Origin of the sequence: Fictibacillus gelatini DSM 15865 (assembly GCF_000430745.1) — a bacterium.
GTDB classification, from domain to species: domain Bacteria; phylum Bacillota; class Bacilli; order Bacillales; family Fictibacillaceae; genus Fictibacillus_A; species Fictibacillus_A gelatini.
In genome coordinates, this window is sequence record NZ_AUMP01000004.1 from 34,305 (window position 1) to 54,388 (window position 20,084).

The following is a 20,084-nucleotide window of genomic DNA, read 5'->3' on the forward strand; positions in this document are numbered from 1 at the left end:
TTTGTCCAAATTAGAACAAAAAAATAGAAAGGAGATTCTCTTTCGCATCTCCTTTCTATTTTACAACGCTTCTTTAAATTCAAATTGCGGTGCGCGTTGAAACAACTTCGTAATATAAAGATAATAACAAAATCCAACGAAAGCCCATGCGGAGCCTGACATCATTGAATCTCACGCCCATACACATATCCCGTTTCCTTTGCCCGCCTTCTTCTTTTGTATTAATCCTTTTCTTTAATTTCCCTGTTCCAGCGACAACAGTAATCGTCTCACCCACAATTTCCGTTTCCACTTTCAATGCCGTTGAAATCGCTTCTTCCACTTGTTGGGTTATCTCCTGAATCTCCATCAAGCATGTCACAGTCTCACTCCTGATGTCGCTTATTTTAATATTGTTAAGCAGATTATCCATTTTCAAGTAAGCTTAAATAATCTTTTTATAAACTTAATTGGATGTTATATTTGTTATAAAAACATAAGAAGCAATCCAATTCCCAAAAAAACTCCTCCAAATAAAAAACGCGCTTGTGATTGGGTCAGAAATTAAATCAATAAATCCAGCAATGAAACCTTTAAATTTCTCCTGGTCTTTATCTTTTAAAATCATATAAAATCCTGAGCCCAATAAATAAAATCCAATTATAAAAGAAACCATTTCATAACAAAACAATTTTTACCACCTGTTATTTATAACTTTTAACTTTTTCAATTCTTACGCCAATTTCTACATATAACATAAGCCTTTCTGATATAATGTGACACTACGACCTTCTTTGTTATAGACTACATCGCAAACGGTGTCGTTTCGCCTTTCTTTATCACGGCAACAAGTTGATCAGCGGCATTCCATTTCTTTGTATTTCTTCTTCAAGGATTTCTTCCGCAACTGTAAAAGCATAGCAAAAGCGGTTCGATTAATTATGGCTTGTAATGTAATGCCATTAACAGGAGGGCAAAGATTTGAATATACAAACGTACAAATTCACGGACGATGGCAAGATCCCTAACCATCCCGATTTAGAATTAGTTATTTATTCAGACGTTTTACAGGAGGCGTCCTGCAAAGATTTATTTTTGAAAAATGGTTGGGATGGCGTGTGGGTAAATGGCATTTTTCCTTTTCATCATTTTCACAGTACGGCCCATGAAGTTTTAGGTGTGATCCAAGGGGAAGCAATCGTGCAATTTGGCGGCCAGCAGGGCGAAGCTGTAAAAATGAAACAGGGGGATGTCGCTGTCATCCCCGCAGGGGTCGGGCATAAAAACATACAATCCAGTTCCGATTTTTCAGTAGTGGGCGCTTATCCGAAAGGGCAAAAGTGGGACTTATGCACCGGCAAACCTGAAGAACGGCCAGGGGTTTTGGAAAATATCCGAAAGGTTCCACTCCCGAAAAAAGACCCTGTTTTTGGAGATCGGGGTCCACTTATTGAGCTATGGTTGAAATAAGCATGCCGATCATTTAAGAGGGCTATTTCGCCCTCTTAAAAAGCATTTGCAAGTGTCGGAACGACAGTTAAATTTTCATGTTCCGTCTCAAAGCCGTTTGGCTGAATATAGATGGCCTTCATCCCTGAAAGAAGTGCGGGCGCGATTTCATTCAAAATATTATCTCCAATCGAAACGGCTTCTTCGGGCTTCACCTTGTATTTTTCGAGCAAATACGTAAACCGCTCTTTCGTTTTTACCGGCTTTAAAGCCGATGTAACAACTTCATGGAACAGCCCTTCTAATCCAAGTTCCCTTAAAAGCCTCATCACATCCTCATGCTCGCTGTTCGTTAAAACGGCGATGATTTTCTCTTCTTTCAGCCGGGTAAGCGCTTCTTTCAACCCCGGCGTTTTCGTTAATGAAAATTGGTCGGAAACCATATACTCTTTTGTTAGATTATAAGCTTCCCATGTATCCTGCTCGGTTAATCCGTAATGAACGGCTGTTACAAACGGCAGCCACCAGCCGTCCCCGATCGCAATCATCCGCTTTAAATCAAAAGAAATCGTTTCTCCGTACTCCTTCTCCCTCTTCTCTCTTGTCCATTCGCTTCCATCCCAATTATGTACTGCTGTAATTTGCATAGTTAATGGCTCAATCGTAATGGCGGCATCATTTTGGAGATCATATACTTTCCCGATTTTAACTGGATGAATGCCCTCTTTCATTTTCTCATACGTTTCATAAAACTCATCAGCGATTTCAGGGTCCACCTTTTTCTGAAGCAGCTTACAATAATAATCAAAATGCTCCGTATCTTCATAAAGCGTTCCGTCCAAATCAAAAATTAACAGCTTGCTTTGTTGAATCATTTCTTTCAACTTCACACACACTCCTTTTTATATTCATGATGCCCGAAATGAATGAACTCTGTCCAGTTTAGTTTCTCCAAAAAATGATTGACAAGACTTAAGTTATATCATACTGTATATAGCGTACTACTCTAAGTAATACACAAAAGACAAGTAAGGTGGGATAAACTTGTTATTAAATCTTGACCCACGAAGCAGCACGCCGATTTGGGAGCAGGTCGTCCATCAAATTAAGGAACTGATTTTAAAAGAAGTCCTTCTTCCGGAAGATAAGCTGCCTTCCGTTCGCGAGTTAGCTTCCAATCTGTTAATCAATCCGAACACCGTAAGCAAAGCCTATCAGGAACTTGAACGGCAAGGGATTATTGAAACATTAAGGGGAAAAGGGACATTTGTTGCCGCCAACATAACACCAAAAGCGGATGAAAAAAAAGCGGAAGCCATTCGCCAATCTTTGAAACAGCTCATCATTGAAGCGCAATATTTAGGAATTGATAGGGAAACTTTTTTCCTCTGGGTTGAAAAATGCATGAATGAATTAGGAGGAACGAACGATGCTGAGCGTGAATAACATCAGGAAATCGATTGAAGGGAAACTCATTTTAGATGATATTTCTTTTTCGCTTGAAAAAGGAAAAATCGCCGGGCTGATCGGACGAAACGGTGTGGGGAAAACGACGTTGCTCCGCACGCTTGTCGGCATTCTCGATCCTGATTCTGGAAGCGTGACTTATAATAATGTCAATATACATACTCATCCTGAAATCAAGCAAAAAATCGCATACGTTCCCGATTCGACAAACCTGCTGCGAAATTACAGCATTAAAGAAATCGTTAAGCTTTATGAAATGATTTATAACGATTTCGATACGGACTATTTTTATGAATTGCTCAACCGGTTTAACTTGCCCGACCGTAAAATACGCGGGTTTTCAAAAGGAATGCAAGCCTTATTGAATATGATTCTATCTTTTTCCACAAAGGCAGATTTGATTATTTTAGATGAACCGACAAATGGGCTTGATCCAATCATAAAGCGGCAAATCCTCCAATTTTTAATCGAAGAAGTGTCAGAACGGGACATTACCGTATTGCTCTCGACACATCATCTGGATGAAATGGAGAAAATAGCGGATACCGTCATCATGATGAAAGAAGCAAGCATCGAGTCAATCACATCAATGGATGAAGCGAAAAATTCCTTTAAAAAAATCCAGGTCGTTTATAAACATTCCTTACCTGAAAAACTCGAGGATCTTTCAAATATCGTAATCTTAAACAAAACCGGACGGGTGACCACTCTCTTAATTAAAGGAAATGTCGATGAAACAATGGAACGCTTTAAAATGGAAAATCCAATCTTGCTTGAAGAGCTGCCGATGACATTAGAAGACGTTTTCGTCACAACACTTGGAGGTGAGCATAATGTTTCATAAAGCGTTGTGGAAACTGAATTATAAGCATTCGAAGTTTCTTATTTGGGCATTATGGCTAGTTCCGTTGTACTTTTTGCCTTTTACCTACTATCAAAAAGCGCAAAAAACGGCTTATTTAATAAAAAAGTTTCCTGATTTTCATTATGAATATTATCCTAATTTGCAATGGACGATTTTCGAAATGTTCATTTTGATAGGCTTAGCATCTGTTTTAATTGGCTTAGAGCGCTCTTCATCTACGATGGATTTTTCGTTCTCTCTCCCGTTTCAACGAACCACACTATTCTTGTCAAAGTGGTTTATAGGGGTAACACATATTTTTGGAGCAACTACAATTAGTTCAGCACTTGTTGTCCTTGTCATAAAAACGAGCATCCTTGATCGATTTGAAGACGTAGATACATGGCTTTGGTTTTACTTATTTTCCTTATTGACCTTTATTGCTGTTTACACTTTTTCACTATTTGTAGGAACCATTTGCGGAAGCATTTTTTCCCAGATCTCCCTAAACATCATTTTCCTTTATTTACCTTATGGTTTATTTGAACTAATGATGTCCTTTATTCAAGTACATTGGTCACAAGGTAATCAGTCCTTTTATTTGTATTCTGATAAAATACGAGATTTCTTTAACGCAATAACATTACCCAAGCTGCTATTTTTCTTTGAAGAATATTCTGCTACGAAAGAAAGTTTTCAAATGGGAACGCCTTCTCTCATGCTACTTGTTATACCCATTCTTTATATAATAGTTAGCCTTATTATAGGAGTTCTCTTATATAAGCATGCACACTGTGAGAATAACGGAAAAATTCTTGTGTTTGACCGCCTTAAACCTTTTTTTATGATCGGAGTCATTATTTGCTTTAGCATGTTCGGTGGCTCTTTCTTTGCTCAAGATAATTTTTCCGATCAGTCTAATATTTTTTCTTACTATATTCGTGCCATACTGACAGGTACGATCTGTTATTTTATTTTACGAAAAGTGATGAACACCCGGTTCCAATGGGGCAAACGCTGAAGGCAGAGTCATAATGCTCTGCCTTTTTCTTGGTTTGATTTCTGTTTTCTATGGCGAAACTACTGTTGGTAGAGAATTTGTCGAGGTGGATTATGAACGATCATTGGATTATGGTCATACGGACAATAATCGGATTTTCAGTTTTACTCGTTCTAACTCGTGTGCTGGGGAAGAAGCAGCTCGGGGAACTTACTTATTTTAACTACGTGACTGGAATCGCGACAGGTGGCATTATTGGAGATATGATTATCCATAGGGACATTAAAATCCTTGATGGGATCATAACGATGTTTGTCTGGGGCCTTTTAATTTTCATTATTGAGTTTGCCACCCGTAAACCTTCAAAGGCGAAGGTTGTTCTTAAAAGCGAGCCGACGATCCTTATTAAAAAAGGGGAAATCATTCAAGAAGCTTTGAAAAAATTAAGCCTCGGGATGGACGACTTATCAATGATGCTGAGAATTAAAGACGTATTTTCCATTATGGAAGTCGATTACGCAATCATGGAGCCGAACGGCGAATTAAGCATTAAGAAGAAAAGGGAAAAAGAAAGTTTGTGCCGGGAAGATATGAACATTTCGAAAATCGAACCGAAATATTTGCCGTCACAGGTGATCGTAGAAGGCATCGTGATGAAACGAAATTTGAAAGAATACGGGTTAACGGAAAACTGGTTAACAAAGCAGCTTGATAAAGCCGGTATCTCCTCCATTGATGAAGTGTATTTTGCACAGCTTCAAGAAGACGGATCATTATTTATCGCCAAAAAAGCCGCTCAAAATTAGATGTTGAGCGGCTTTCATAGTTTGAATTTCATTTTATTTTTCAATAAATGAATACAGGCTTAAAGCTAAAATAGAGCTAAGGACGACCAGAATGACATTCCAATTCAAATAAGCAGCAATGAAGGCAACTAGTGCGCCAATGATGCCGAATGACAGATGATTCGGGTCAATCGTTATAACTCCTGGAAAAATCAATGCTCCCAATATCGCATACGGGACATTTTTCAAAATCCCTTGCAGCCGCGGGTGAATCCGGCTCGCATTCAATAAAACGAGCGGCAGCATTCGTGGTGTATAAGTAACGATAGCCATTCCGGCGATCATCCAATAAATCTCTTCTGTCATTCTTTATTCCCCCTTTGAAATAAATTCAATCAAGACCGCCGAAATTAAAGTCGATAAAATGATTCTCCATCCTGCGTTTAACGGTTCATACAATGAAAAAAGGCTGTTTAAAATCGCTGCCGTACCTGCAAGTAAAATGACTTTTCTTGATTTTTTGGCTGCCGGCACGAGCAAGCCGATAAACATCGCATAAAGAGCGACTGCCATGCCTGTTTGAAGCGTTTGCGGTAATCCTGCTCCAATTAAATAGCCGAGCGCCGAATTAACGACCCAGCTTCCATATCCAATGACTCCCAAACCGAACATAAATGGCGTACTGAGCATTTTTTCTTCTCTCGTAGCGGCAACGGAAAACGATTCATCCGTAATCATGAACCCGTACAACGCTTTTTTCCACCATTTATCCGGCTCTACTTTTTCATTAATGGAGGTACTCATTAACAAATGGCGAATATTCATAAAAAAGGTTGTTAAAACGATTTCAAGAAGATTTGCTCCGGCAGCGATCATTGATAAGGCTGTATATTGCGAAGCACCAGCAAAAACAAATGCGCTCATCGCCACAGTTTCCCAGAACGTTAAGCCTGTCGTTTTCGAAAGCAATCCATAAGCAAATGCAATCGGCATGTAGCCAATAGCAAGCGAGATTCCAGCCTGCACCCCTGTACGAAACGACAAATTGCCCTTGATTTCAGCAGATAACGGCAGCATAGATCAAACACCCCTTTTTTGATTTTTCAAAATCATTCGTATGTTATATTATACATATTGTATGTTATTATATTTCAATTCTCAAGGAGTTTTTTCAATGAATTTAAATCAAGTAATTGGAAAGAAATTAAAACAGCTTCGAAAGGAAAGAAAATGGAGTTTAGAAGAGACGGCCACCATGACTGAGGTGAGTAAACCGATGCTCAGCCAGATTGAACGAGGGGAGTCTAATCCGACCGTCAGTACGCTTTGGAAAATTGCCAACGGATTCGGCGTACCGTTTACAACGTTTTTGGAAAATGATGAGCCGGTAATAAAAATTGTGGATCGTGATGATGTCGATTCACTTAAAGAAAATAACGGGAAATATATTGTCCGTCCATTATATCCAATGGAAGGAGGAAAGCCGCTTGAAATTTATTCCGTTGAACTCAAGTCGGGCTGCCATTACGTCTCTTCCCCCCACCCGGGCGGAGTGGAAGAATATTTAATCGTAGAAGAAGGAAGTTTAAACGTCATCGTTAATGAAAATACGTACACGCTATGTAAAGGCCAGTCCATCCGCTTCAGCGGCGATTATGAGCATATCTATGAAAATACTAGCGATTCTACCTGCTTTGTCACGATGATTATGTATTATGGAAAAAAATAGACTTGGAGCAACTTCAAATGATTATTGAACAACGAATTTCAATCAATAATATTCCTTGCCTGAGTTTAAAACCAGAACCAGCTCAGGAAAAAAACACAGCTATTCTTCTTTATCACGGCTGGGGGTCGTGCAAGGAAAATCAACAATTTCTCGGCAAGCTTTTAACCTTTTATGGATATGAAGTGATCATTCCTGATTGCGTATATCACGGGGAAAGAGAACGGCCATTTATCAACTTCTTTGATCCAAAAACGATGCAAGCTTATTTTTGGGAAGTGATTATTAAAACGGTGAAGGAGTCAAAAAAACTGATTGATAATTTGTCTTGTTTATCCAAGGATCATAAACTAGTTGTTGCAGGAAGTTCCATGGGAGGGTGCATTGCGGCTGGCATTTTTGCCCAATCTTATAAAGTTGAAGGATTAATTAACCTCATCGGTTCTTGCGCCTGGGAAGAATCCGAAATTATTTTTAGAAAGCGTGATGGAAGGCCAAAACTTAACGGAGATGAACGAAAGAAAATAAGAGAATTTGATCCGATTCATCGTATCGATCACGAAAAGAAACGACCAATCTTGTTACTGCACGGGGCAAATGATCCAATTATCCCGATAGATGAACAAAGAATCTATTACGAACAAGCCATCTCTATTTACGGTAAGGAAGCTTCTAACGTTGAGTTTCAATCCTTTCCCGGAGTCACGCATGTCATTACGATCGGGATGGCGGAATACATGATAAAATGGCTTAACGAGCATTTTAAAGGCACGTAAACATAATGCCGGAACCCTTCAAAGGTTCTGGCATTTTAACGTAAGCGAACAATACGGTAAATAGTTATACCTATCGTCCCAAACACAATAATGAAAAAGGTCGGTAAAAACCATATTCCAAAACTTTCTTTTCCGAATCCAACCCTTATGATTTCCCATAAAATCATAGAGAGAAAAAGGACTATCTCAAAATTAATCGTGCACAACAGTTTTCGCGAAAACAGGTCGTTTATTCATACATAATCTCTCCATTGGCGGAATTATGTTTTAAATTGACGGAATTATGCCTTAAATCGGCGGAATTGTGTTTTCATTCGACGGAATTATGTCTTCAATCGGCGGAATTAGTTCTAAATTCGGCTGAATTATGACCAGCTCTGGTTGAATTATCTTTAAAATTTGTTGAATTATGTTTAGAAGCTGGATTTCTCCATAAATTGAGGGCGGCCCCGGGCCAGCCCTCTTTTCTCAATGCTATTTAAACATTGCTTGTCTCTTTCTTCTTTGGCGGGGCGATGTGGATCGCCTTTCCGGTGACATTTTCGATTGCCTCCAGCCAGCTTTCATTCAGAGAAGGATGGGCAAAGATGGGGTACGAAACATCTTCTTCCCTTGCGACCATTTCAAGGGCAAGCGTGCCGGCGTGAATCATTTCAACGGCTCCTGCGCCCATCATATGAACGCCTAATAAGAGATCGGTTTCTTTGTCGACGATCATTTTCGCCACGCCTTCTTTTTGCCCGAGAATGGCGGCATAGCCGTTTCCGCTTATCGCAAACTGCCCCGTCCTCACCTTATAGCCCTGTTCTCTTGCTTCTTCTTCGGTTAACCCGACGGTCGCAATCGGAGGAGTTGTATGGACGATCATCGGCACAAACGATAAATTGTAGCTGCTCTTTATTCCCGCAATATGCTCCGCCGCTGTTTTTCCTTGTTTAATGGCCCGGCTCGCAAGCTTCGGCCCAATTGTACAATCTCCAACCGCATAAATATTTTCCACATTCGTCTGACTTACATCATTAACGAGAATCGAGCCCTTTTCATCAAGGTCAATATTCACCATTTCTAACCCAAGATCTTTCGTGTTCGATTTATACTCAAATGAAATGAATAGATGCGATCCTTCAATTGTTGCTTTCTCTCCACTTTCGGATTGTACGGTAACGGCCACTTTCTCATCATCAGAAACAGTTTCAATTAGTTTGCTGCTTTTTAAGACTTTGATTTTCGCTTTCTTTAATACACGCAGAAGTTCTTTTGTAATCGTAGAATCAAAGGCGAATGTTTCTTCTTTCATGATTAACGTCACATTGCTTCCTAGATTCCGGTAAGCGGTTGCCGTCTCAAGCGCAATATAATCCGAACCGTACACAATAAAGTGCTCTGGCACAACATCTAAGTTCACGAGATCATAACCGGATAAAATGCGGTCGCCCGCTTTTTCGATTCCTTCAGGTAACACCGGGTGTGCCCCGGTCGCAATCATCGCATGTTCATATTCATACATTTCAAAATGGTGGCCAGAATCGACACCGATGCGGTTTTCCGACATAAAGGATGCAGTGCCCGCCACGATTTCGATTTTATTCGCCTTGCAAAGAGCCTCTACCCCTTTTTGCAAGTTCGACACAATTGTCGTTTGATATTCTCTAAATTTTTCTGGATGAAAGACAGCACCCCTCGTCTCTATCCCCATTCCGTTCAATTGATGAACACCTTTATACTGGCTGGCTGCATATGTCAACACCTTTGATGGAATACAGCCTTTGTTTAAGCAAACTCCTCCGAGTTTTTCCTTTTCTATTAAAGTGACTTCCATTCCAAGCTGGGCGGCGCGAATGGCTGCATTATAGCCGCCCGGCCCTCCGCCAATAATGATCAGCTGACGTTTCTGTGCAAATTCTCCGACTACCATTTAGATCAGCTCCAATACCATAACACTCGGATTTTCGATTAGCTCTTTAAAACGATTGGTGAACTGTACAGCCGCTCCACCGTCTGCTACACGATGGTCAAACGACATTGATACATTCATCATTTGGCGAATAACAATTTCATCATCGATGACCACAGGCATTTTCTTTGTTTTATGGAACGCCATTAACGCGACTTCCGGGTGATTAATAATCGGTGTCGCTCCCATGCTGCCGAGCGGGCCAACGTTTGAAATCGTAAACGTTCCCCCGGTTAATTCTTCTCTCGTTAGCTTGTTTTCTTGTGCTTTTTTAATTTTCTCTTTCATTTCCCTGGCGATCTCTTTTACATTTTTCTTTTCAATTTGTTTGATCACAGGAACGATAAGACCCTCTTCTGCATCTGTCGCAATTCCGATGTTGACCTCTTTTTCAAGATGGATCATTTCGTTTTCTTCATCAAGTTTTGCGTTAAAAATCGGAAAATCTTTTAATGCCAGTTGAAGCGCCTTTACAAAAAAGGCAGCGACCGAAACGTTTAATCCCTTTTTATTGTCCGGATCGAGGCTTTTTAGTTGTTTCTTTAATTCCATGACGTTTGTCACATCTACTTCTTCAAAATGGGTGACATGTGGAATCGTGTACAACGATTGGGCCATCTTTTTCGCGATTTGCTTCCTTCGTCCTCTAAATGGAATAGATTCGCGGGCAACCACTGTTTCTTCTTTCGGTTTTATTACAGATGGCTCTTCTTTTTGCTGAACGTCATTATGAATGAAACGATAAACGTCTTCATCCGTTACTCTCCCGCCAGGGCCGGTACCTTTTATTTGTTCGATATCGATCCCATGCTCGCGGGCAATTTTTCTTGTATAGGGAGCCGCGAGTATCCGTTTCGATAAGATGGCAACACTTGATCTTGAGGCGGAGGCCCTAGGAGCAGGTTGCGCTTCTGTTTTTGCCTCTTTGTTCCCGTTGTTTATTTCTTTCGGTTGATCTACTCCACCTGAAGAATTTCCTTCAAGCAGCATTAAAACTGTACCGACTTCAACAACTTCGCCTTCTTTCACCTTAATTTCCGCTACTTTTCCGGAAACAGGCGACGGAAGTTCTGCGGAAACTTTATCAGTTTGAACTTCTACGAGCGGTTGATCAATTTTCACCGTATCTCCAACATTTACGAGAAATTGTATAATTTCCCCTTCATGCATTCCTTCTCCAATATCATGCAGCTTTACTTCAACCATGGACACACCTCCAAAATCGATTTTATCCTCTAAGAAAACCCGGGCGATCGCGCTCTTGTTATGGTCGCCCTTGAGATTCGAATAGATCGTTTACGTTCACGTATTAGAATCGAATGACTTTCTGAATCGCATCGAACACCCGCTTTTCATTCGGTAAATAATCGTTTTCAAGCGAAAACATTGGAACTGGTGTATCGAAGCCGGTCACCCGCTCAATCGGCGCCCTCATATATAGGAACGATGTGTCATTAATTAACGAGATGATCGTATCACCGAGCCCACCGGTTGAAGGAGCTTCATGGACAATGACAACTCGGCCCGTTTTTTGCACACTTTCAGCAATTAAATCTTTATCAAGCGGATAAAGGGTGCGAAGGTCGATAAGGTCAACAGAAATGCCCTGTTTTTCGGCCTTTTCAGCAGCTTTTACGGCGACATCCATCATTGCTCCATAGGCGATGACGGTAACATCTTCTCCTTCTTTTCGCCGTGCGCCTTTTCCGATTTCCACCGTGTATTTTCCTTCAGGGACATCCATTTTCGAACTGCGGTAATGTCTCATCGGCTCCAGGAACAACACCGGATCGGGATCTTCGATGCTCGCGATTAACAAGCCTTTTGCATCATACGGATTGGATGGAACGACGACTTTGATCCCTGGCATCTGAGTGAACAAGGCTTCAACGGAATCAGAATGAATTTCCGGTGCACGAACACCAGCGCCATATGGAGCCCGGATAACCATTGGAACGGTAAAAGCGCCGAGCGTTCTTGAACGAATGCGAGTCGCATGTGTCATGATTTGATTAAACGCCGGGTAGATAAAGCCGAAAAATTGAATTTCAGCGACCGGACGAAAGCCATTGATCGCAAGGCCAATAGATGTTCCGATAATTCCGGATTCTGCAAGAGGCGTATCGATGACACGTGCTTCGCCGAACTCATCATATAATCCATCCGTCGCCCTGAATACACCGCCGTTCTTTCCAACATCTTCACCTAAAACAATGACATCGTCATGTTCCTTCATCATCGTCCGAAGTCCGTCTGTTACCGCTTGCACAAGCGTCATTTTCTTTGTACCGATAGCTGTCGTCATTTTTATTCACCTCTCCCCGCCATAAATGCTTCTTTTTGTTCCTCAATTGGCCATGGATTCGATTCGAATACGTAATCAAACATGTCATTGATATTTGCATCCGGCTCGTTTTCCATTTCGTTTACCGCTTCCTCAATTTCAGCCGTAAGCTCTTCCTCTAGCTGCTTCGCCCATTTTTCGTCCCACATGTTTTCGTTTTTCATAAAGCGCTCGAGGCGAAGAACGGGATCCGTTGTTTTCCGGCGAATTTCTGTTTCGCTTTGATCTCGGTATTTGGAAGGATCATCGCTCGTTGTATGGGCACCATAGCGCCATGTCACCGCTTCGATTAATGTAGGACCGCCTCCGTTACGAGCCCGCTCAACTGCTTTTTTTGTATGAAAGTAAACGGCAAATGCATCATTCCCGTCAATGCGGATCCCTTCGATATCATAGCCGAGCGCTTTTTGGGCGATCGTTTTTGCTTTCATTTGCTTATGCATGGGAACAGAAATGGCAAACCCATTATTTTGATTGAAAAAGATAACCGGAACATTAAAGACGCTGGCAAAGTTCAATCCTTCGTGGAAGTCTCCTTCTGAAGTTGCACCGTCGCCAAAATAAACGATGGAGGCCCGATCCGTCCCTTTCATCTTTTCCGCCCATGCTGCACCTGTCGCGTGAAGCAATTGAGAAGCAATCGGAACGGCCGGCGGAAAAATCTTCTTCCCTTCCGGCGGCAGGCAGCCTTCATGGCGCCCTTTCCAGTAAAGGAACATCGTTTTGAGCGAATGTCCGAAGGTTAATGTTGCCCCATGGTCACGGTAAGTAGGGAACATCCAATCGCCTTCTCCCATCGCCATTGCACTGCCTACCTGCGAAGCCTCCTGCCCTTCAAACGGCACATACGTCCCAATTCGTCCTTGCCGCTGAAGATTGACACCTTTTCTGTCAAACAATCGGATGCGCAGCATTTTCGTATACAGTTCTTTCGTTAACTCTTCTGTCAACTCGCTTCGGTAAGCTTCATCAACAACTTCTCCGTTTCCATTTACGATCTGAAGCATCGGAAATCTCTCTTCCATTAAAGACCCTCCCTTTAACGATTGAATTTCTCTTTTAATGTTTGACCTGCCATTTTGGACGTTTAGAATGTGAAAAGAAGCTATTTCTCGTTTTTCTTTGCTCGATTTTCATTTCACAGAAGCGATTGGCCGCTTCCACAGTTGAAATGTTTTGTTCTTTACTTGTTTGAAAAATTTTTAGTAACGAATCATAAATGGCTTTTGTTTTATTTAAAACGCGCGCTTTATTCGGCCCGTATAATTCATCTGCCACTTGAATGAGACCGCCAGCGTTGACAATATAATCCGGCGCATACAAAATGCCTTTTTGCCCGAGGTAGACTCCATGTCTATCTTCAAGAAGCTGGTTGTTCGCACTGCCGACAACTGCCTTCACTTTTAATCGGTCAATCGTATAATCGTTGATAATTCCTCCAAGTGCACACGGGATAAAAACATCCGCATTCACCCCATAAATTTCTTCTCCTTCTACGACTTCAAGCGTGCCAGGGAGAAATTCAGCCTTCTCAATGATCTGTTGAAGCGCTTTCCCATTAATATCTGTAACATAGAGATGTGCGCCATCTTCAAGCAGTTTTTCCGCTACTTTAAATCCGACTTTCCCCAGGCCTTGAATGCTATATGATTTTCCGGATAAATCGTCCGTTCCTTCCATTGCCTGCATTGTTGCACGAAGGCTGTAAATGACTCCCTGCGCTGTCGGAACGGAAGAATCCCCGCTGCCGCCAAATTCTTCAGGGATCCCTACAATACATGGCGTTTCCTTTTGTGAATGGACAAAGTCTTCCGGCGTCGTGCCCATGTCTGTTCCTGTATAAAAACGGCCGTTCAACGAATCGACAAACTGTCCAAACGCCCGAAACAGCTCAGGACTTTTGTCGGTTAGCGGGTCTCCAATAATGACCGCTTTTCCGCCGCCAAAATCAACATCAGCACCGGCACATTTATAGGTCATTCCCTTTGATAATCGCAGAGCATCTTCAATCGCTTCATCCGTCGATGGATAAGGCCTCATCCGGCACCCGCCTAAAGCCGGCCCTAATGTTGTATCGTGGATGGCAATGATGGCCTTCAATCCAGTTGATGGATCGTTGCAAAATAATACAGATTCGTGCTGTGAAATCTTTTCAAACATGGTTTCTCCTCCTGCTGCATTCGCTTGCTCCCGGCTAATTGGCTTAGCCTCAATTGCCCCTTCTAGAAAAAAAGTTTGGATTTCAGTAATAGGACATTCTTATTTTAAGAACACCTCGTTAGATCTGTGAAATGAGGAAAAACAATCAAGAATGTTACATCATTTAAAATGATTTCGTTCTCGGACAATAAGTGCTCTTATCTGGACAATAAATCATCCGGTTTAGACAAGAAAATCCTGCTTTTGGATAATAAATAAAAAAATACTAAATTTATTGTCCGACTGAGGCCATTAATTGTCCGATAGTATTAATTTATTGTCGGAAATCAACTGTTTATTGTCCAAATGCCATGAAAATAGCACCACTACTAAAGAAGTTTGATCCTGTTTTTTGCTTCCAGCTTCTTATCTTTTTCACAGGTGAAAATTTCTTCTTGAAAATAAGAACTTTCTTGCTGAAGGGGCACTATCATCTTTGTTGCGTTTATGCTTTTTCGCTTTAAAGTGAAAGCGCTTTCATTTAATGGCAGACTACACTTGCATTTTTTTAAGTTTCTCTCTAATTGCTTCTTTCGGCAAAATAAATTGTGTAACCTCCCCTTCTCCAACCACTGTTCGTTCATTTCGTACTTCAACATCGCATATGACCGCTTTTCCTTTAATTTCCCGTAAGGTTGCAGTAATCTCCAATTTCATTCCTTCCGGCGTTGGTGCAAGATGACGGGCCGTTACGCCGCCTCCAATTCCTTCTTCATGATCTTCTAAATACGGCAAAATGATCTGGCGCGCCGCCCATTCCATATGATAAACCATGGACACTGTTGAATAAGCAGGGTGAACAAGGTTCCCTTCAAACTGTGCAAACATTTCAGGTGTAACAACGGCTGTAATTGTCGCTTTGTTTCCAATATTCATTCCTGGCTTCAATTCTTTCACCTCTTTGTCAGCGTAATCTAAATGCTTGTTCTGACTATAATTTATATAACGTTTTCCTAACGTAATGATATCATTTTGTAGAATAAACCGTCAATAATTAGGCTGAACATTTGAAACTATGTTAACATGCAGAAATATGAGATATACAAAAAGAGTGTTGGTTTAAAACCAACACTCTTAATTTATTGCATAAAAACCGTTCGACTTCGCCATAGTATTAAATGAAGCGTTCGATTTAACAATCAAAACCTGAGTATATACCGATAAACGGTCATACAGCCACCTGATTTCCTTGTTATGCATTCGAATGCAGCCTGCTGACACATGAAGCCCGATTGATTTTTCGTTATTGTTTCCATGGATCGCATACGTCGTTCCCCATGTACCGTTCACATTTAACCCTAGCCAGCGGTCTCCAAGCGGGTTGCGAGGATCTCCTCCCTTAATGTTCCCGCTGTAGTACGGACGGTTTTTTATTTTATTGACAATAAAAAATTTGCCCGTTGGAGTCGGAGTTAAAGTTTTACCTGTCGCGACTTTAAATGTCTTGACGATTCTTCCATCTTTATAGTACGCAAGTTGATTTTTTAATGTATTTATAACGAGAAATTGGTTAGAAGCAGCTGCTTCCACTTTTTCTCCAAAAATAATTGTGCATAGTAGCGCCGTTGTTATGATAACGAACATTACCTTTTTCATGATTGTCCCTCACCTTAATATTACAATTTCGTTACAAATGTTATTATAAATCTATAAATCTGTAATATGGTAACAAAAAGGTTACAATGAATAAATGATCATCTGAGAATGATTACCAATTATCAAACTTACAAGTCGGAATATAACATCTTGCTTTGACATTTAACATTTTATATGGTATTGTTAATTAGTTGTATTTTATTGAGCACGAATAACTTCTATTTAATATCCTTTTTTCATAAAGAAAAATTTCTTCTTTTATATCACTTCTTTTACTCACCCATGAATCCAATAACTCTCTAGAAATAAAGATGGTAATGAAAAAGGTAATCGTTGAATGTTTTTTGCAGCACAATTCACACTGGCGCGGCTACGGGGCCGTAAGGATGAAAGAGAGGCAGGGCTTTCGTCGTTTTGAGTTTCAAAAATTTAGCGTTTGATGCAATTTAAATGGCATCTTTTCGGAACAGCTTTTAAGGATGCCCGAGATGAAATGGATGTTCACTTCATCTTTCGTAAGGTGAAAAGCGTGTTCAATATAACAGTAAGATCGACTTTATCAAGCGGTCTTTGAATCTAAATAATAATAAGGATTCCAGAAAAAATAACGGTCCAACTATGGACCGTTATTTTTAACATTACTTTAAATATTGATTGACGATCGGGAGCACGTTTCTCGCTTCATCCATCATCGATTCTAGCAGCATACTTACGGTAGGGATGTCTTGAATCGCACCTGCAATTTGGCCACTGTTAATAAACCCTTTTTCCAGGTCCCCTTTCATCGCCCCTAATATATGTTGCTCTTCTGATGTGAGCGTCAAATATTTCTCCGATGAGATTCCTTCTTTTTCAAGCTCTAACACTTTTTCAGCATAGGGCGTTTTATAAACGCGCCGAATCGTGCCGACAGTCCGGCCGATGATGACCGTACTCGTATCGTTTGCTTCGATCAGCTTGTTTTTATATGTCACATGAAACGGTGCTTCCTTTGTCGCGATAAAACGTGTGCCCATCTGTACGCCGCTTGCCCCGAGAGCGAGCGCTGCCGCCAGTCCCCGCCCATCAGCTATTCCTCCGGCTGCAACAAGCGGAATAGATACTGCATCCGCAACCTGCGGGATGAGCGTCATCGTCGTTGTCTCATATGGCGAGTTCAGACCTGCCGCCTCATACCCTTCCGCCACAAGAATATCACAGCCAGCTTCTTCCGCTTTTTTCGCGTGATAGACTGAAGCGACAACACACATGACCGTAATCCCATGTTCCTTTAGTTTCGGAATAAATGGAGCCGGATTGCCTGCAGATAAAGAGACAACTTTAATGCCATGCTTGATGATCAATTGGAATATCTCTTTTACATTTGAAGCAACCGAAAGCGGGACATTGACGGCAAACGGCTGCGAAGTTCTTTCTTTTGTCTCTATCATTAACCGTTCAATGTCTTCAAGGTCCATCGTTCCTGCGCCGATCGTGCCCATTGCCCCCGCTTCAGAAATAGCCGCGGTTAAAGGGGCATTGCTCACATTTCCCATCCCACCCTGAATGATTGGATATTGAATATTCAGGAGTTCACATAATCGATTCATCGCTTTCGCCCCTTTCTTTTCTTTAAATTGTGCTATACTTTTTATAAGATTCGCTAAATTAAGGAGGTTGTTCTATGCTTTACCCTTTTAACGGCAAATCCCCTCAAGTGGATCAAAGCGTCTTTGTTGCCCCGGGTGTACATATTATTGGTGATGTAACCATCGGCCAGGGTTCAAGTATCTGGTTTAACAGCGTTCTGCGCGGTGACGAAGGTCCGATCATGATCGGGGAACGCTGCAATGTCCAGGATAATTGCACATTGCACCTATATGAAGGATTTCCGCTTGTTCTTGAAGATGAAGTATCGATCGGGCATAACGTCATTCTTCACGGCTGCACGATCAAAAAAGGTGCCCTCGTTGGAATGGGATCGACCATTTTAGACGGCGTTGAAATCGGTGAACAAGCTTTCATCGGAGCCAATACATTATTACCGCCGGGCAAAAAAATCCCTCCACGGACAATGGTAATGGGCTCACCGGGAAAAGTCGTCCGTGAGCTGACTGACAAAGACTTCAAGTTGCTTCAATTGACGATCGAAACGTATTACAACAAGAGCCGTCAAATGATGGTTGAACTAAAAAAATAACTTTGAAAAAAGCACTTTCTTAACTGAAAGTGCTTTCTATTTTTGCTCTTGCATTAGCGGATGATTGAACACATCGTATTCCTTGTCTTTTTTATGCAATTCATTTCCTTCTTTATAAATGCTTTCAAAGAAACGGCTCGCAGGAAGCGCCAGTGCTTTATAGTAATCGCTAAATAGTGACGCCGCGTGGCTGCCGAGCCAGTCTGCCGGCAATAATTCTTCAGGAAGCCCTGGATCGACGAAAAGAAACTTCCGGTATTCATGAACAAGTTTCGTCCGTTCAACAAAGCATTCGCCGTCCGTCATTTCGCCTTTATCGATTTTGTTTTTATCGATAACATATTTTTGCGAATACGTTTTAATAAACTCATCATATCGCGCATTAATGTCGCGCAAATCCCAGCATTCCTGAACTAATTTTGCATTTTCGTGAGGGCCTTCGTAGGATGCTGTAAAGAAATGGACGTATTCTTCAATCTCATATTTTGCGACTAATTCTTTCATTTGCTCTTTCAAGTTGTTTGGTGAAATCCAAAAGCTGTTCGCAAGCAAACCAAAACCGCTCCATAAAAGTTCTTTTCGGAGCTCATCACGGATGCTTCGTTTTTCTTCAGGAATCGTATACGTAAACATATACCATTTCCCATCCCAAACATCCGGCTGCAATTTAAAAATTCGGTTAGCCGCTTCATCCATACGGCGAATTCCCCGCGGCGTCAAATAATAAAAACTTTTATTCCCTTCCTTGCGGGAAGCAATCCAGCCTTGCTTATTCATCCGCGAGATGGCTGCGCGAACCGCCTGTTCGTTATGCCCGAACTGTTCCAATAAACGTATGAGGCTCCCAATCCATATTTCATTGCCATAATGACGTATATAATCCCCGTAAAGGGTGAAAATCATTGATCGTGTATTTAAACTGTTTTGCATGATGTACCCTCATTTTTTACGTATCTAAAGAATAATCCTACCAAATAGAGTGATCTAAAACAAGCCGGCTCATTCTCCCTTAAATTGCGGCGGCCGCTTTTCGCTAAACGCGTTAAGCGCTTCGATCCGGTCTTTTGTCGGAATGGTCACTTCATATGCTTTCGCTTCGATCGCAAGACCGGTTTGCAAATCGACTTCCATCCCATGCTTGATCGCGTATTTTGCCTGCTGAACAGCGACCGGTCCGTTTTTCATAATGAGGGCGGCATATTCTTCACAGGTTGGGATCAATTGCTTCCTTTCTACCACTTTGTTTAAAATGCCATAGCCTAGCGCTTCCTCGGCGGATAGCTTTTTCGCCGTCAAAATGAGCTCCATCGCTTTCGCCTGGCCGATTAATCTTGGAAGCCGTTGCGTACCGCCTGCTCCCGGAATAATGGCCCAGCTGACTTCCGTAAGACCCATTGTCGCTTCCTGAACGCAAACGCGGAAATCGCACGCAAGGGCAAGCTCAAAACCTCCACCAAAAGCGTGGCCGTTCATCGCTGCAATTGTCGGCTGAGGTAATGCTTCAATGGCTGAAAACACGTCGCGGATTTTGCGGACATTCCGTTTCACTTCAGCATCCGAGAGCGTCCGGCGTTCTTTCAAGTCCGCCCCGGCGCTGAACGCTTTCTCGCCCGCTCCTGTAAAAATGACAACTCGCACCCCGGGATCGTTATGAATCGCCTCCACCGTTTCTCCGAGTTTTTGCAGCGTGGCGTAATTAAAGCAATTCAAGACTTCCGGACGGTGAATGGTTACATAGGCGATATAGTCTTTTACTTCATATAATATGGTCGACATTGTCTTCCTC

The 20,084-nt window shown here is 41.6% G+C and carries 23 protein-coding genes; 8 read left to right on the forward strand and 15 right to left on the reverse strand.

Annotated features, from left to right (window positions below):
• Positions 1–79: 79 nt before the first annotated feature.
• Positions 80–361, reverse strand: coding sequence for a hypothetical protein (locus tag H538_RS0107535; protein ID WP_026677088.1), 282 nt, complete (start codon positions 359–361; stop codon positions 80–82).
• 84 nt (positions 362–445) lie between these two features.
• On the reverse strand, positions 446–670 hold the full coding sequence (locus H538_RS26555; protein WP_026677089.1) for a hypothetical protein: 225 nt from the start codon (positions 668–670) through the stop codon (positions 446–448).
• Between the two features lie 290 nt (positions 671–960).
• On the opposite strand from H538_RS26555, the gene H538_RS0107545 reads away from it, so the two are divergent.
• Positions 961–1,449 (forward strand): cupin domain-containing protein, encoded by a 489-nt coding sequence (locus H538_RS0107545; protein WP_026677090.1) that lies wholly within the window; start codon positions 961–963, stop codon positions 1,447–1,449.
• A gap of 35 nt (positions 1,450–1,484) precedes the next feature.
• On the opposite strand, the gene H538_RS0107550 is transcribed toward H538_RS0107545, so the two are convergent.
• Positions 1,485–2,303 (reverse strand): HAD family hydrolase, encoded by an 819-nt coding sequence (locus H538_RS0107550; RefSeq protein ID WP_026677091.1) that lies wholly within the window; start codon positions 2,301–2,303, stop codon positions 1,485–1,487.
• Between the two features lie 169 nt (positions 2,304–2,472).
• Between H538_RS0107550 and H538_RS0107555 the strand changes: the two genes are divergently transcribed.
• From H538_RS0107555 to H538_RS0107570, 4 genes are all read left to right on the forward strand, one after another.
• Positions 2,473–2,874 (forward strand): GntR family transcriptional regulator, encoded by a 402-nt coding sequence (locus tag H538_RS0107555; protein ID WP_026677092.1) that lies wholly within the window; start codon positions 2,473–2,475, stop codon positions 2,872–2,874.
• Positions 2,858–3,739, forward strand: coding sequence for an ABC transporter ATP-binding protein (locus H538_RS0107560; RefSeq protein ID WP_026677093.1), 882 nt, complete (start codon positions 2,858–2,860; stop codon positions 3,737–3,739). The genes H538_RS0107555 and H538_RS0107560 overlap by 17 nt, the downstream gene beginning before the upstream one ends.
• Positions 3,729–4,760: an ABC transporter permease subunit gene (locus H538_RS0107565; protein WP_026677094.1), complete on the forward strand. Its 1,032-nt coding sequence runs from the start codon at positions 3,729–3,731 to the stop codon at positions 4,758–4,760. Before H538_RS0107560 ends, H538_RS0107565 begins: the two co-directional genes overlap by 11 nt.
• Before the next feature lie 92 nt (positions 4,761–4,852).
• Complete coding sequence (locus tag H538_RS0107570; protein WP_026677095.1) at positions 4,853–5,545, forward strand: YetF domain-containing protein; 693 nt, start codon at positions 4,853–4,855, stop codon at positions 5,543–5,545.
• Positions 5,546–5,578: 33 nt separating this feature from the next.
• Here the strand turns inward: H538_RS0107570 and H538_RS0107575 are convergent, their stop codons facing one another.
• Positions 5,579–5,890, reverse strand: coding sequence for an AzlD domain-containing protein (locus tag H538_RS0107575; RefSeq protein WP_026677096.1), 312 nt, complete (start codon positions 5,888–5,890; stop codon positions 5,579–5,581).
• Positions 5,891–5,893: 3 nt separating this feature from the next.
• Entirely contained in the window at positions 5,894–6,601 is a 708-nt protein-coding gene (locus H538_RS0107580) for an AzlC family ABC transporter permease (RefSeq protein WP_035350390.1), read from the reverse strand.
• 97 nt (positions 6,602–6,698) lie between these two features.
• Between H538_RS0107580 and H538_RS0107585 the strand changes: the two genes are divergently transcribed.
• Positions 6,699–7,253, forward strand: a complete 555-nt coding sequence (locus H538_RS0107585) for a helix-turn-helix domain-containing protein (protein ID WP_026677098.1) — start codon at positions 6,699–6,701, stop codon at positions 7,251–7,253.
• 17 nt (positions 7,254–7,270) lie between these two features.
• Positions 7,271–8,026 (forward strand): dienelactone hydrolase family protein, encoded by a 756-nt coding sequence (locus H538_RS0107590; protein WP_026677099.1) that lies wholly within the window; start codon positions 7,271–7,273, stop codon positions 8,024–8,026.
• 478 nt (positions 8,027–8,504) lie between these two features.
• Here H538_RS0107590 and lpdA read toward each other — a convergent pair whose 3' ends face one another.
• From lpdA to H538_RS0107630, 8 genes are all read right to left on the reverse strand, one after another.
• On the reverse strand, positions 8,505–9,941 hold the full coding sequence (lpdA, locus tag H538_RS0107595) for a dihydrolipoyl dehydrogenase (RefSeq protein ID WP_026677100.1): 1,437 nt from the start codon (positions 9,939–9,941) through the stop codon (positions 8,505–8,507).
• Positions 9,942–11,186: a dihydrolipoamide acetyltransferase family protein gene (locus H538_RS0107600; protein WP_026677101.1), complete on the reverse strand. Its 1,245-nt coding sequence runs from the start codon at positions 11,184–11,186 to the stop codon at positions 9,942–9,944.
• Positions 11,187–11,289: 103 nt separating this feature from the next.
• Positions 11,290–12,285: an alpha-ketoacid dehydrogenase subunit beta gene (locus tag H538_RS0107605; RefSeq protein ID WP_026677102.1), complete on the reverse strand. Its 996-nt coding sequence runs from the start codon at positions 12,283–12,285 to the stop codon at positions 11,290–11,292.
• A gap of 2 nt (positions 12,286–12,287) precedes the next feature.
• Entirely contained in the window at positions 12,288–13,349 is a 1,062-nt protein-coding gene (gene pdhA / locus H538_RS0107610) for a pyruvate dehydrogenase (acetyl-transferring) E1 component subunit alpha (RefSeq protein WP_026677103.1), read from the reverse strand.
• 34 nt (positions 13,350–13,383) lie between these two features.
• Complete coding sequence (locus tag H538_RS0107615; protein ID WP_035350392.1) at positions 13,384–14,484, reverse strand: Leu/Phe/Val dehydrogenase; 1,101 nt, start codon at positions 14,482–14,484, stop codon at positions 13,384–13,386.
• A 531-nt stretch (positions 14,485–15,015) separates the two neighbouring features.
• Positions 15,016–15,411 (reverse strand): thioesterase family protein, encoded by a 396-nt coding sequence (locus H538_RS0107620; RefSeq protein WP_026677105.1) that lies wholly within the window; start codon positions 15,409–15,411, stop codon positions 15,016–15,018.
• A gap of 186 nt (positions 15,412–15,597) precedes the next feature.
• Positions 15,598–16,119 (reverse strand): L,D-transpeptidase, encoded by a 522-nt coding sequence (locus H538_RS23365; protein WP_051291375.1) that lies wholly within the window; start codon positions 16,117–16,119, stop codon positions 15,598–15,600.
• A gap of 638 nt (positions 16,120–16,757) precedes the next feature.
• Positions 16,758–17,708, reverse strand: a complete 951-nt coding sequence (locus H538_RS0107630; RefSeq protein ID WP_026677106.1) for an NAD(P)H-dependent flavin oxidoreductase — start codon at positions 17,706–17,708, stop codon at positions 16,758–16,760.
• 74 nt (positions 17,709–17,782) lie between these two features.
• Between H538_RS0107630 and H538_RS0107635 the strand changes: the two genes are divergently transcribed.
• Complete coding sequence (locus H538_RS0107635; protein ID WP_026677107.1) at positions 17,783–18,298, forward strand: gamma carbonic anhydrase family protein; 516 nt, start codon at positions 17,783–17,785, stop codon at positions 18,296–18,298.
• A gap of 36 nt (positions 18,299–18,334) precedes the next feature.
• Here the strand turns inward: H538_RS0107635 and paaX are convergent, their stop codons facing one another.
• Positions 18,335–19,228, reverse strand: a complete 894-nt coding sequence (gene paaX / locus H538_RS0107640; RefSeq protein ID WP_026677108.1) for a phenylacetic acid degradation operon negative regulatory protein PaaX — start codon at positions 19,226–19,228, stop codon at positions 18,335–18,337.
• A 69-nt stretch (positions 19,229–19,297) separates the two neighbouring features.
• Positions 19,298–20,074 (reverse strand): enoyl-CoA hydratase-related protein, encoded by a 777-nt coding sequence (locus H538_RS0107645; protein ID WP_026677109.1) that lies wholly within the window; start codon positions 20,072–20,074, stop codon positions 19,298–19,300.
• Between the last annotated feature and the right edge of the window lie 10 nt (positions 20,075–20,084).